14 protein-coding genes are annotated in these 12,792 nt (G+C 58.9%); 3 read left to right on the top strand and 11 right to left on the bottom strand.

The genetic code is table 11. The features are described from left to right. Positions 1-45 precede the first annotated feature (45 nt). Positions 46-645 (top strand): tetratricopeptide repeat protein, encoded by a 600-nt coding sequence (locus tag CFA77_RS14655; RefSeq protein WP_206991322.1) that lies wholly within the window; start codon positions 46-48, stop codon positions 643-645. Here CFA77_RS14655 and CFA77_RS14650 read toward each other — a convergent pair. After that, entirely contained in the window at positions 639-1,154 is a 516-nt protein-coding gene (locus tag CFA77_RS14650; RefSeq protein WP_034810523.1) for a polymer-forming cytoskeletal protein, read from the bottom strand. The two genes, CFA77_RS14655 and CFA77_RS14650, sit on opposite strands and share 7 nt — an antisense overlap. 182 nt (positions 1,155-1,336) lie before the next feature. Here CFA77_RS14650 and CFA77_RS14645 point away from each other — a divergent pair, with 182 nt between their 5' ends. Further along, a complete protein-coding gene (locus CFA77_RS14645) occupies positions 1,337-2,038 on the top strand; it encodes a GH25 family lysozyme (RefSeq protein ID WP_206991321.1) in 702 nt (233 codons plus the stop codon). A gap of 3 nt (positions 2,039-2,041) precedes the next feature. Here CFA77_RS14645 and ilvC read toward each other — a convergent pair whose 3' ends face one another. From ilvC to miaA, 6 genes are all read right to left on the bottom strand, one after another. After that, complete coding sequence (ilvC, locus tag CFA77_RS14640) at positions 2,042-3,061, bottom strand: ketol-acid reductoisomerase (RefSeq protein WP_034810525.1); 1,020 nt, start codon at positions 3,059-3,061, stop codon at positions 2,042-2,044. A gap of 53 nt (positions 3,062-3,114) precedes the next feature. Beyond that, on the bottom strand, positions 3,115-3,768 hold the full coding sequence (locus tag CFA77_RS14635) for a hypothetical protein (protein ID WP_206991320.1): 654 nt from the start codon (positions 3,766-3,768) through the stop codon (positions 3,115-3,117). Further along, positions 3,765-4,337, bottom strand: a complete 573-nt coding sequence (gene ilvN / locus CFA77_RS14630; protein WP_051607411.1) for an acetolactate synthase small subunit — start codon at positions 4,335-4,337, stop codon at positions 3,765-3,767. The genes CFA77_RS14635 and ilvN overlap by 4 nt, the downstream gene beginning before the upstream one ends. Then, on the bottom strand, positions 4,334-5,032 hold the full coding sequence (locus tag CFA77_RS14625; RefSeq protein WP_206991319.1) for a hypothetical protein: 699 nt from the start codon (positions 5,030-5,032) through the stop codon (positions 4,334-4,336). The genes ilvN and CFA77_RS14625 overlap by 4 nt, the downstream gene beginning before the upstream one ends. A 38-nt stretch (positions 5,033-5,070) precedes the next feature. Further along, complete coding sequence (locus tag CFA77_RS14620; RefSeq protein WP_206991318.1) at positions 5,071-6,849, bottom strand: acetolactate synthase 3 large subunit; 1,779 nt, start codon at positions 6,847-6,849, stop codon at positions 5,071-5,073. A gap of 169 nt (positions 6,850-7,018) precedes the next feature. Next, a complete protein-coding gene (miaA, locus tag CFA77_RS14615; protein ID WP_206991317.1) occupies positions 7,019-7,969 on the bottom strand; it encodes a tRNA (adenosine(37)-N6)-dimethylallyltransferase MiaA in 951 nt (316 codons plus the stop codon). Between the two features lie 53 nt (positions 7,970-8,022). Here miaA and serB point away from each other — a divergent pair, with 53 nt between their 5' ends. Continuing rightward, the gene (serB, locus tag CFA77_RS14610) at positions 8,023-8,943 is read left to right on the top strand and encodes a phosphoserine phosphatase SerB (protein ID WP_242517390.1); all 921 of its coding nucleotides are present in this window, start codon (positions 8,023-8,025) and stop codon (positions 8,941-8,943) included. Between the two features lie 9 nt (positions 8,944-8,952). Here the strand turns inward: serB and CFA77_RS14605 are convergent, their stop codons facing one another. From CFA77_RS14605 to hflK, 4 genes are all read right to left on the bottom strand, one after another. Further along, the gene (locus CFA77_RS14605; protein ID WP_206991316.1) at positions 8,953-10,410 is read right to left on the bottom strand and encodes a Do family serine endopeptidase; all 1,458 of its coding nucleotides are present in this window, start codon (positions 10,408-10,410) and stop codon (positions 8,953-8,955) included. Positions 10,411-10,491: 81 nt separating this feature from the next. Beyond that, on the bottom strand, positions 10,492-10,689 hold the full coding sequence (locus CFA77_RS14600) for a DUF2065 domain-containing protein (protein ID WP_206991315.1): 198 nt from the start codon (positions 10,687-10,689) through the stop codon (positions 10,492-10,494). A gap of 12 nt (positions 10,690-10,701) precedes the next feature. Further along, the gene (gene hflC, locus CFA77_RS14595; RefSeq protein WP_206991314.1) at positions 10,702-11,598 is read right to left on the bottom strand and encodes a protease modulator HflC; all 897 of its coding nucleotides are present in this window, start codon (positions 11,596-11,598) and stop codon (positions 10,702-10,704) included. Then, complete coding sequence (hflK, locus tag CFA77_RS14590) at positions 11,598-12,731, bottom strand: FtsH protease activity modulator HflK (RefSeq protein ID WP_206991313.1); 1,134 nt, start codon at positions 12,729-12,731, stop codon at positions 11,598-11,600. Before hflK ends, hflC begins: the two co-directional genes overlap by 1 nt. Between the last annotated feature and the right edge of the window lie 61 nt (positions 12,732-12,792).

The following is a 12,792-nucleotide window of genomic DNA, read 5'->3' as shown; positions in this document are numbered from 1 at the left end:
CCGTATCGCCACTTATATCCCGAATATAACCAAGGGAGAAATTGCATGCGTATTCTTGCCGCCGCGATATCTGTTGTCGCCATGTCAGTCGCTGTTCTTCCTGCCGCTGCGCAGTATGGTCAGGTTGAGCCGACCCAAGCGGAAATTGCGCTCGAGGAAGCTACGGCTAACCTTGAGACCAATCGCGTCACACGCACCGAAGCCAGTCAGGCCTGTGACACCAGGGATTATCAAGCCTGCTTCGAGCTGGCCGATATGTATCGCAAGGGGCTTGGCGGCGACCAGGATTACAAGAGCGCTGCGGACAATTATCGCAAGGCGTGCGATGGAAAAGTCGCAGAGGCCTGTTCAGGACTTGCCTATCTGACTGTTCAAGGGCGCGGCATGGATGCCGATACCGCTCGGGCGCGCCAGCTTTATGATAAAGCGTGTGATTATGGCGACGTGAGCGGATGTGCAGCCTATGGCAACATGATCTATACCGGCCAAGGTGGTTCCAAGAACGTTGCGGAAGGCACGCGCCTTCTCCAGGAATCCTGCGATAAGGCGTATGAATGGGCCTGCGAACGCCTGTCGACGCTGGGGGCCTATCAGCCCGATGACTCGACTTGGGAGCGTCTTGAAGACGTCAGGCGCCGCTACTGATTTTCGCTCAAGGTCGACAGTTTGCGCGCAAGGCTTGAGCCTGGCAGCGGGCTGGCGGGTCGGTTCGGGTCGATAGCGGGGGTCTCGGAAACTGTATCAGCAGTGATATGCTCAGGTGTGTCCACAGCCTCATGCGTCGGTATGGGACCGTCGGTTGCGACGTTGAGGTCAGCGGTCATCAGCGACCCTGCGTCAACGCGGATGCTGCGGGTGAACACCTTTCCGGTGACAACAGCTTCATTCCATATCTCGAGGCTCTCATGAGCTGTCACATTGCCCGTCAGCTTGCCATGTACGACGATGATTGCCGCCTCCAGCGATCCTTCGATATGACCGGTCGCTTCGATCAATACCAGCCCGTCCGATTTGACTGGGCCTTTCATATGACCTGCTACGGTAAGCGGGCCAGAGAAATTGAAGCTGCCTTCCAGCGCGCATTCCGTGCCGATGAAGCTGCCCTGACCTGAGCGGCCCTTGCCGGCAGCATTGTCCGTTTCGAATTTGGCCATCACCCATACTTTCCCATGTTCTGACCTGGTGCGCCTGTTGTCGGCGTTGGGGTTTTCATCCGGGCCAGAGAATTGATTTCATTGCTCTTATAGCGCGCAATTGGCCGCGCGCACAGTTCCAAGCAGAGATTACCTTGCAAGATACGGGCAAGTTTTCCTCGCCATAAGGCCATATTCCCGTGTTGAAACAGCTCATGAGCCTGTTTCGGTCCGTTTCATTTACCTTGATGCTGGTTGCAGCGGCGTGTTCACAATCGTCTGAACCGGTTGCAGGCGGTGTTATCCCGTTGCAATCCGGTTTCACCGGCATTGACCTGTCGCACCATAATGGTCGCATCCGCTGGGACGAGTTCGAGGCCGCACCCGTCGATTTTCTTTACCTCAAGGCTACCGAAGGTCGGGACTGGAAAGATCCACGTTTCCTGGAAAACTGGCGCGAAGCGACAACGCGCGGCTGGACGGTCGGCGCTTATCATTTCTACCGACTCTGCCGGCCGGGAGCCGAGCAGGCCCAGAATTTCATTCAGTCGGTGGAAGTGCGGACAGGGGTGCTGCCGCCCGCAGTCGATCTGGAATATGCGCACAATTGCGAGCCGCGCGGCAGCACGACTGAGACTTTGGGAGAATTGGACACATTCCTGACAGCGCTAGAGGCCGAATATGGCGTGCGGCCGGTGATCTACACGACGCCAGAGTTTCACACCGACTGGTTGGCCGGCAATTATGATGACTATCCGCTCTGGTTGCGCGGCCTTGGCGAGACGATGCCGCGGACCATCAACGGCCGCGTACCGGACATCTGGCAATATACCATGTCCGGCCGCGTACCGGGAATTGACGGCCGGGTGGACATGAACCGGGTTCCGGACCATCCACCCGGATAAGGTTTAGTTGCGGGATTTGTCGACCAGGCGATCGTTCTGGGCCCAGTGCATCATGCCGCGAAGTTTCTCGCCGACTTCTTCGATTTCGTGGCTGTTCATGCGCTGGCGCATGGCGTTGAAGCCCGGTGCGCCGGCCTGGTTTTCGAGGACCCAGTTGCGGGCAAAGGTGCCGTTCTGGATGTCTTCGAGAACCTTTTTCATGTTGGCCTTGGCTTCGGAATTGATCACGCGCGGGCCGGAGACGTATTCACCATATTCGGCCGTGTTCGAGATCGAGTAGTTCATGTTGGCGATGCCGCCTTCATAAATAAGGTCAACGATCAGTTTGGTCTCGTGAAGGCATTCGAAATAGGCCATTTCCGGCGCGTAGCCAGCCTCGACCAGGGTTTCATAGCCAGCCTTGATCAACTCAACGATGCCGCCACAGAGCACAGCCTGTTCGCCAAAGAGGTCTGTTTCGGTCTCTTCGCGGAATGAGGTCTCGATGACACCAGCGCGCGTATTGCCGATGGCCTTGGAATAGGACAGGGCAACATCCTGTGCCGTGCCGGTCGCGTCCTGATGGATTGCGATCAGACCCGGCAAGCCGAAGCCCATCTGGTACTGGGCGCGCAGCGTGTGGCCGGGGCCTTTCGGGGCGGACAGCGAGACATCAACATCGGGGCGTGGACGGATGAGGTTGTAGTGCACGTTGAAGCCGTGGCCGAACATGACATGCTGGCCAGCGCGCAGATGCGGTTCGATCTCGTTTGCATAGAGCACGGCCTGCTTTTCGTCCGGGATAAGGATCATCAGCACGTCGGCCCACTGGGCGGCCTCGGCGGGCGTGACCACTTCAAGGCCCTCGGCTTCTGCTTTGGCGCGGCTGGCCGACCCCTCATAGAGGCCAACCTTCAGCTGCTTCACGCCGCTGTCGCGCATGTTCAGAACGTGGGCGTGGCCCTGGCTGCCATAGCCGATCACGGCGACTTTCTTGCTCTGGATGAGGGAAAGGTCTGCATCCTGTTCGTAATAGATTTTCATGGGCCTCTACTTGCTCCGCTGGAGGATTGATTGTTGGGGTAAGGGTCTTCAGATCAGTTGGACTTGCACACCCAGCCATCTGAAAAATTGGCGACGCCGATAACGCTACGGTTCAATTCGGCAATTATGTCTGTGGCCTCCGAATGGCGCGAAAACTGTTTCAGGCCATTGGTGGTTTCAATTGAGGTGATGATGTCGTGCGACGCCAGCAGCAGCTCATAGCTGCGCGATCCGTCGGCATTGACCACCATTTTTTCCCGCGCGCCATAGGCGGGCAGTCCTGCTTCGCTGGTGGTCAGGAGAGACAAGGCGACCTTGCTTGCGACGGGGGCAGGCAGTTGGGTCTGCAGGCGACAGAGCGGAATATGTGTGTTGGTGTCGGAATCGACCGGTACCGTTCGCGCATCCAGCATCATTGTGCCGTCCGCATCGACGATATCGTAGACATAAGCGGCCCCGCTGGGCGCTGCGGTGTCCACGATGCGCAGGATGGGGTCATTGGAGGAATCAAACGTTGCATCGGCCCGGTCGGCAATCAGGGCCGCACGGTCGATATCGCATTGCAGCTGAGCCTGATCGGCATCATCTGCAAGCGCCAGGGCCGAGCCGGCCACTTTCGGGCGGCAGCTTTCGGGCTGTTCTTCTATGGCGTGCGCATTGCCAGCGAGAAAAAGGACGCCGAGCGCAATCAGGCTGGTGCGTGTCATCCCTTCTCCTTTCCCCTCTTGATCGACAGAACACCTGTCCGGCTTACCTCAACCAAGCCGAGCGGTCGCATCAGATCCACAAACTGGGTGATCTTTTCAGAGGCGCCTGTCAGCTCGAAAATGAAGCTCTCATTTGTCGTGTCTATCACATTCGCGCGGAAAATCTGAGATATGCGCAGCGCTTCAACGCGGGCTTCGCCTTTGCCGGCGACCTTAATCAATGCCAGTTCGCGCTCGATGCCGCGCTTGGACTTGGTGATGTCGATCACCTGTTCCACGGGCACGATGCGCAAGAGCTGGGCTTCGATCTGCTCCAGAATATGCGGTGTGCCCTGGGTCACGATGGTGATCCGCGAGCGGCGCTCATTCACGTCGACCTCGGCCACGGTCAGGCTGTCGATATTGTAACCCCGGCCAGAGAACAGTCCTACAACTCGGGCCAGAACGCCCGGCTCGTTATCGACCATGACAGCCAGTGTGCGGCGTTCGACGGCCTCGTCCTCATGAGACAGGAAATAGGCCGATTTCGGATTGCCAGCGGGGGGCGTAGCTGTTGATCCATCGCTCATGGCTGTGTCTCCGGTTTCGGGGTGTCACGATTCCAGAAGTCGATGGAGAGGTCGGGACGGCGAGTCAATAGCTCGTCCCGCAGCGCTCCAGACCGGCTGATCGCGTCGTCCTGGTGTTTCTGCTTTTGTTTGGTGTAGCGGCCCAATAGCTGGTCCATGCGCCGTGGATCGAGATGGGCTTGCAGTTCAGAGACCAGCAATTTGCGGCAAGCATCGATGAAAGCCGCACTGTCCTCGCTTGTCGGGCCGCCTTCGCGGGTCAGGGCATGAACCTCTTCATGGGCCCAGACGAGGCTGTCCAGGATCGGCGCGCGGAAGCCTTGATATGCGCCATCCTTGTTGAGGCCGTGACGGTCAGGCGCAAGGTTTGGAAAGAACATCCGCCCACGGTCAATCAGGGTCGACAGGTTAGTCAGACTGTCTGCGCGCGCCTCCTGGAAGGCGCGGTCGGAGTCCATCACGTGGCGGTTGCGCGCCAGCATGGCAGCAGAGGCCAGCGTTTCGATGGCGGTATTGCCCCAGTCGAGGCTGGCGCTGTCGATGCTCTGGCGCAGCTGTTCGGTGCGCAGCTGGTGTTGTTTGCGGGTTTCGGCGCGGCTTGCGAGCGCGCCAAGTACAGCCGCAATGGCGGAGACCACGGTCACGATCGTGCCGATATTTTCCATTCCCCACTGCCACAGATCACTCGCAGCCATCACATTCGTCCTATCAAGCTCCCGCCGGGTCTGGTCGGTCAGACCAGTCCCTTGCCAGCTTCGCCAATCTCATCGCCCTTGATTTCTCCAAGGATCATCTCGTTGTGCGCTGAACCCGACGGTATCATAGGCAGGCAGTTCTCGGCCTTTTCGACACGGCAATCGAACAAAACCGGCCCGGGATGGTCAATCATCTCGCGGATCTTGTCGTCCAGCTCCGCTGGATTGTCACAACGGATGCCATGTCCGCCCATTGCTTCGGCAAGTTTCACGAAGTCGGGCAGGGTTTCCGAATAGGAGTGAGAATAGCGCTCGCCATGCAGCAATTCCTGCCACTGGCGCACCATACCCATCCATTCATTGTTGAGGATGAAGACTTTGACCGGCAGCCTGTGTTGAACGGCGGTGGAGAGTTCCTGCGTCATCATCTGGATTGACGCTTCGCCCGCAATGTCGATCACGAGGGCGTCCGGATGCGCTGCCTGAACGCCCACTGCGGCGGGTAGGCCATAGCCCATCGTGCCGAGCCCACCGGAGGTCATCCACCGGTTCGGCTCGTCGAAATGATAGAATTGCGCCGCCCACATCTGGTGTTGGCCAACTTCGGTCGTGATGTAGGTCTCGCGATCACGGGTCAGCTCATACAGGCGCTCAACGGCATGTTGGGGTTTGATGACCGTGTCGGAGTTTGCGTAGGTGAAGCATTTCCGGGCGCGCCAGATGGCGATTTCCTGACGCCAGGGTTTCAGGTCCGGCTTCTTCGCCTTGCGGGAGTTGAACTCTTTCAGGATTGCGGCCAGCGCCTCTGCGCAGTCGGCAATCACGGGGATATCGACTCGGACGATCTTGTTCACCGAAGAAGGATCGATGTCGATATGCACCTTCTTGGAGTTGGGTGAGAAGGCGTCGATACGGCCGGTCACCCGGTCATCGAAGCGCGCGCCCACGCAGATCATCAGATCGCAATCGTGCATCGCATTATTGGCTTCGAAGCTGCCATGCATGCCGACCATGCCCAGCCAGTCCGGATGGGAGGCAGGGAAGGCGCCAAGCCCCATCAGTGTAGAGGTCACCGGATACCCAGTGACGTTCTGGAGCTCGCGCAGCAGATCGGACGCCTTCGGACCGGAATTGATGACACCGCCGCCAGTGTAGAAGACTGGCCGCCGCGCGTGCATCATCAGATCCACTGTCGCCGAAATCGCATCCGGGTGCGGTTTGGTAGTGGGGTGATAGCTCGGCTTGTGAACGCCCTCCTTGCCGACATAGGTGCCGGTGGCGAACTGGATGTCCTTGGGAATGTCGACCACGACCGGTCCGGGTCGACCGGATTTGGCGATCAGGAAGGCTTCGTGGATCGTGCGTGCGAGCTGGTTCACATCGGTAACCAGGTAATTGTGCTTGGCACAGGTGCGGGTGATGCCGGTTGTGTCGCATTCCTGGAACGCGTCGGTGCCGATCAGGTGTGTCGGAACCTGTCCGGTCAGGACCACCATCGGAATGGAATCCATCATCGCGTCTGCAATCGGGGTGACCATATTGGTCGCGCCGGGGCCGGAGGTGACGAGGCACACGCCGGGTTTGCCTGTTGTGCGGGCATAGCCCTCGGCCGCGTGGCCAGCGCCTTGCTCGTGGCGCACCAGAATGTGGCGAATTCCATCGGAATTGTAGAGCGCATCATAGATCGGAAGAACCGCCCCACCCGGATAGCCGAACATGACTTCCACGCCCTGTTCCTTGAGCGCCGTGATGACGATTTCGGCGCCTGTCATGGTCAAGGTTTCAGCTGCGGGCTTGGTCTTGGTGTCGGTTGTCATGGGGAGATCTCTGATGGAACTGAGTTTGGACTGTATCGGAAAAGAAAAAGGGCTCCAATGGAGCCCCGTTTTGTGCGCGCATCCGCAACTGGCTACTTAAAGCCAGCTACGGATGCTTAATAACGAGTACCACGTATTTGCGCACGGTGCGTTTCCTCCAACGTCGGGATTAGGAATAATCTGCCTCAACCGGCCTGTCAATCTCCCTATACAAGGCAAGAATAACCCTCAATCGATCTTCTGGCTCCGGTGAAGGAATGCGCGGCCAGAAGGGAAATTGGCGACCGATCCACGTGAATTGCCGTTTTGCGTAGCGTCTTGTGTCGCGTTTTGCGTTTTCTGCGGCAAATTCTGCCGTTATCTCTCCGCGTGCGAAGGCTGCGAGCCACGGCATTCCATGTGCTTTCATGGCAGGAAGTTCCGGGTCGAGATCGCGTTTTATCAGTTGGCGGGCTTCTTCCATCGCGCCCTGCATCAGCATGCCTTCAAAACGGCGGTCGATCTTCTGATAGAGTTTTGCGCGAGGTGGGGTCAACGCAACGCCCATCCATTCATTCTCCTGCAGGACCGGCGGCTGGCGGTTGCGCTGGAAGTCGGTCAGCGGTTTGCCGGTCGCCAGATAAACCTCATAGGCGCGTGCGAGGCGCTGGCGGTCGCCGGTGCCCAGTCGGTCAGCGATTTCCGGATCGACCGGGGCCAGTCGGGCACGCAGGCCGTCCGCGCCCTCGGCATCGGCAATGGCGCGCACGTCGGCGCGGACATCGTCGGGTACAGGGGGAATATTCGACAGGCCTTGAGTCATTGCGAGCAGGTAAAGGCCGGTGCCGCCGACCAGGACAGCGCGCTTGCCGCGCAGTTCAAGCGTGCGAATGGTCGCGCGGACCTCTTCCAGCCACTCGCCAGTGGAGTAGCGCTCGGCCGCGTTCACATGGCCGAAGAGATGGTGCTTCACACCGTCCATCTCTTCTTCGGTCGGGCGAGCTGAAATCACTTGCAAGTCGCGATAGACCTGCATGGAATCGGCATTGATGACCTCACCGCCCAGACGGCGCGCCACTTCGATGGCGAGCGCGGTCTTGCCGCTGGCCGTGGGTCCGTGAATGAGTATTGCCGGTGTCATCCATATAGACGTAAGGGCTTGTCAGCGACGAGGAAACCCGTGAAGAGGCGGGAATGATTGAGAAAGCAGTTAATTCCATGATCCTGATCGCCGCCGCCAATGCCCCGGAAGACAATATTGCCTCGCGCCTCGGCATGATCCTCGGAGATCTCGGCATTGCCCAGACCTTGCCTCAGATAACAAGGCTGGGGCAGGTCGGAGATGTCAGCGCTGTGGAGATTCCGCTTGCACCGATGGATGCCGATTTCCAGCACGCAGCGCTGGTTGCGCTGGAAGCGGAAGAAATGGACGTGGCCCTGGTGCCCGCAGGAAATCGTCGCAAACGGTTGCTGATCTCCGACATGGATTCCACGATTATCGGACAGGAATGCCTCGATGAATTGGCGGATTTCGCTGGTCTGAAAGCGGAAGTGTCCGCGATCACAGAACGTGCCATGCGGGGCGAGCTGGATTTCGAGGGCGCGCTGACAACCCGCGTGGCCATGCTGAAGGGGCTCGACCTCAAAGCGCTGCAAGACGCCTATGATGCGCGCATTTCGCTGAATACCGGCGCGAAGACACTGGTGGAGACGATGAAGGCGCAAGGCGCGATGACCGTGCTGGTCTCCGGCGGGTTCACCTTCTTCACGGGCCGGGTCGCCGATGAAGCCGGGTTTGCTGCCCACCGCGGCAATACGCTGATCGATGATGGCGCAGTGCTGACCGGGGAGGTGGGCATGCCTATCCTCGGACGCGAAGCGAAACTCTCGGCGCTGGATGAGTTTTCAGCGGAAGCGGGCCTCAGCCGGGCAGATTCACTTGCACTCGGCGATGGGGCGAATGATCTTGCCATGATCCAAGCGGCGGGCCTCGGCATTGCCTACAAGGCCAAGCCCATTGTCGCGGCTGAAGCGCATGCTGCGATCAATCATACCGATTTGCACACAGCGCTGTTCTTCCAAGGCTATCACGCGGACGAATTCGTCACTGAATAGACTGCCGGATCAGGAATTGGTCAGGTCGACCGAGATGAACTGATCGAACCAGCCCGCTTCGCCGCGACGTTTGACGCGGAGCAATAGTGGCTGGCGCGGTGTGGTCATCGCGGCTTCGACCTTGCTGATCGTGTCGGTAACGGTGGTGACGCGCTCGAAATTCACTTCAACCAAGACGTCGCCGCGTTGGAGTTTTCCAAAGGAGCGCCCACGCGCAGAGACCGTTGTAACCACAACGCCGTCAACATCCTTTGGGATGCCATAGCGGCGGCGGATATCATCGTCGAGGCTGGTCAGTTCTGCGCCAAGATCGTTGGAACTCGCCGGCGCATCCAGCGTGGCATCGGCGGCGGGCGTATCGGCCTCGTCTTCCAGTTCACCGAGCGTGACATTGACAGTGCGTCCCTTCCCATCTCGCACAATCGCGATGGGAACGGTGCGGCCGATCTCGGTATCGGAAATCAGGCGTGTCAGTTCGCGTACGCTGGTCACGGTCTGGCCATCGAAGCGGAGCACAAGGTCGCCGACTTCCATATCGGATTTTGCCGCCGGTCCTTCATCCGAGATACGGGTGATGATCACGCCGCCCTTGCCCGTCGCCTTGTACGCGCGCACGAGTGCTTCATCCGCATCCTGTACATTGACGCCCAGCCAGGCGCGACGCACGCGGCCTTCCTTGATGAGCTGGTCGGAAATGCGTTTCACGAGATTTGCCGGCACGGAGAAGCCGATGCCGACCGAGCCGCCCGTAGGGGAGATGATCGCGGTGTTCACGCCGACGACTTCGCCGCCGAGATTGAACAAGGGCCCGCCGGAATTGCCGCGGTTGATGGCGGCATCGGTCTGGATGAAGTCATCTGAGCGACCCGCATTCAGGTCGCGATTGCGCGCCGAGATAATGCCAGCCGAGACAGAGCCCCCGAAGCCGAATGGGTTGCCGATGGCGATAACCCAGTCACCGACTTCTGCTTTGTCGCTGTCGGCGAGGTCCACATAGGGCAGGGCAGTCGAGGATTTCACCTTGAGCACGGCGAGATCGGTGTCGCGATCACGACCGACGAGTTCCGCCTTCAGGACGCGGCCGTTCGAGAAATTGACGTCAATCTCGTCGGCATTCTCGATGACATGATTATTGGTGATGATGATGCCGTCAGCCGAGATGACAAAGCCGGAGCCCAGTGATCCTTCACGCCGGAAACCGTCTTCATCCCGACCGAAGAATTCGTTGAAGCGCTCCATGGGTGAGCCTTCCGGAAAGGTCGGCATGCCATCGGGCGCAATTGTTTGCGATGTTGAAATATTGACCACGGCCGGCATCAGGCGCTTGGACAAGTCACGGAAGCTTTGCGGTTGGACCTTCTGATCGATTCCATCGACTGCCGTCGACAGGCTGTCCTGAGCATGGGCAGGCAGAACGGCGGTTGCCGAACTCATCAGGAACAGGGCAGCAAGGGCCGGGATACGCATAGGCCGCTGAGCCTCCTTTCGAAGCATAATATACACTAATGTCTGTAAACTATGGCGCTTTGCAGGCGTCTTGCAACAGCTTCAACAGAACCGAACTGCAATGACGATGAAGATTGCGCCGATTGCCGCGGACCCGATCCCGGCAAGCGCAATCTCGCGTCCCGGCATACGCGCTAGATACTCTGCCATACGCCGCATGAATTCGGGGGCGACCGCATAGATCGCCCCCTCAATGAATAGCCACATGCCGATCCCGATCAGGATCAGTTGTATGGACATGCCAAACCCGTCCTAGCGTGAGCCGCCATTGGCCCGTGCGCGATTGATAAACTCATCACACAGGCCCAGGGAATCCGGCGCCACGACAATGCGTGTGCCTTCCTGGATGGAGTTTTCACACGCGATGAGCGCGCGCTGGAAGCGGAAGAATTCCGGATCCTTGTTATAGGCACTGGCGTATATCTCGGTGGAGCGAGCATCGCCTTCACCGCGAATGACTTCTGACTGTTCCCGGGCCTGGGCCTCAAGTACGGTCTTCTCACGTTCGGCTTGCGCGCGAATCAGTCGGGCGCGTTCTTCACCTTCGGCACGGATGCGCTCGGCTTCCTGCTTACGGGCTGTCTGCATCCGACTGTAGACACCATCGGCCACTTCGCGCGGCAGGTCTGCCTGACGAATACGGACATCGATGATCGAAATCCCCGCATCTGCCAGTTCATTGGCAACCTTTTCGCGGATATTTTCCATCAGTTCGGACCGCTGGCCTGAAATGATCTCAGGCACGGGCACATCGCCCATGACTTCCCGAATGGACGCCTTGGTCACATCATTCAGCTGGTTGGCGGCGCCCGGAATGGTCCGGAGGCTCTGATAGAATTGCAGCGGGTCGCTGATTCGCCAGCGTACGAACGCGTCCACAGCGAGGCGACGCTGGTCGGATGCGAGAACCTGAATATTCTCGATGTCGAGTCCCAGATTCTTGCGGTCGAGTTTTTCAACCGTCTGGATGACCGGAATCTTGAAATAAAGACCGGCTTCATCCGTGCCCGGCGCGTTGATCACCGCGCGTGGTTCCCCAACTTGCAGGATCAGAGCCTGCTCGTCCTGGCGAACAACATAGAAAGAATTGAAGATAGCGACCAGTACGATCGCGACGATGGCAAGGGCAAACCAGCTCAGATTGCGCATCAGTTCTCTCCTCCGCGGTTGGCAGGTTGCACCCGGTCAAGCGGCAGATAGGGAACCGCGCCGGAATTGCTATCAAGAATGGTCTTGTCAGTGCGTTCAAGCACGCGCTCCATGGTTTCGAGATACATACGCTCCCGCGTGACGCGTGGCGCCTTGCGGTACTCCTCATAGATTTGCTCAAAACGGGACGCTTCACCTTGGGCGTCGGCGACGATCTGGTCACGATACCCTTCAGCTTCCTGCAGCAGTCTCTGAGCCGTACCACGGGCCTGAGGCACGATCTGGTTGGCGTACTGGGTGGCCCGGTTGATATTGGTTTCGGCGTCCTGTTCGGCGACGTTCACATCATTGAAGGCCTCGATGACCTGCTGAGGCGGGTCGGCCTTGTCGATCTGAATACTCACGATCTGGATGCCTGCGCGATAATCGTTCAGCAGGGTCTGGACCTGATTGGCCACTTCGGTCTGAACGACGTCGCGTTCAGTCGTGATGACACTTTGAAGGCGCGTTTTGCCGACAACTTCGCGCATCACGGACTCTGCCACCATTTCGACAGCGATATCGGGCTGTTTCACATTCAGGATGTAATCCTGTGGTGCTTCGGGCTTCACGCGCCAGAAGACGGAGAACTGAATGTCGACGATATTTTCGTCTTCAGTCAGCATCAGGCTCTCGTCCATGGTCTGGCCGATCTGAGTCTTTCGGCGGGCTTCGACCTCGACCAGTTCATGCTCCTCGAAGGGGGCAGGCAGGTGGAAGTGGAGGCCGGGGCCAAAATTGGTCTGCCATTTGCCGAAGCGGAAGACGGAGGCCTGTTGGCCCGGATCTACCATAACGACGCTGGTGGACAGCCAGGCAAGCAGGGCGATACCTGCGATGACCAGAAAGCCGAGCGGACCGAAATTGGTTCCGCCGCTGCCGCCACCGCCGCCACGTTTGCGACCACCGCCGCCGCCGCGCTGCCGGAAACGTTCCTGCATGCGCCGCATCTGGTCTTCGAGGTCATTACCCCCATTGCCGCCCGAGCCGCCGGGACGGTTCCAAGGAGAGCCGCCATCCTTGCCGCCTCCATTGTCATTTCCGCCCTCGCCGCCCCAAGGGCCGCTGGATTTAGTTTTGTCATCCCAGGGCATGAGCCCTCCCTGTATTACTGTGCATGGGTTCTATATAGGCGCTTTGGTGATAAGTGCATGC

Source organism: Hyphomonas sp. KY3, from assembly GCF_017309975.1.
Classification (GTDB): domain Bacteria; phylum Pseudomonadota; class Alphaproteobacteria; order Caulobacterales; family Hyphomonadaceae; genus Hyphomonas.
The sequence above is the reverse complement of the archived record's forward strand: the minus strand, read 5'-3'. Positions and strand labels throughout refer to the sequence as shown.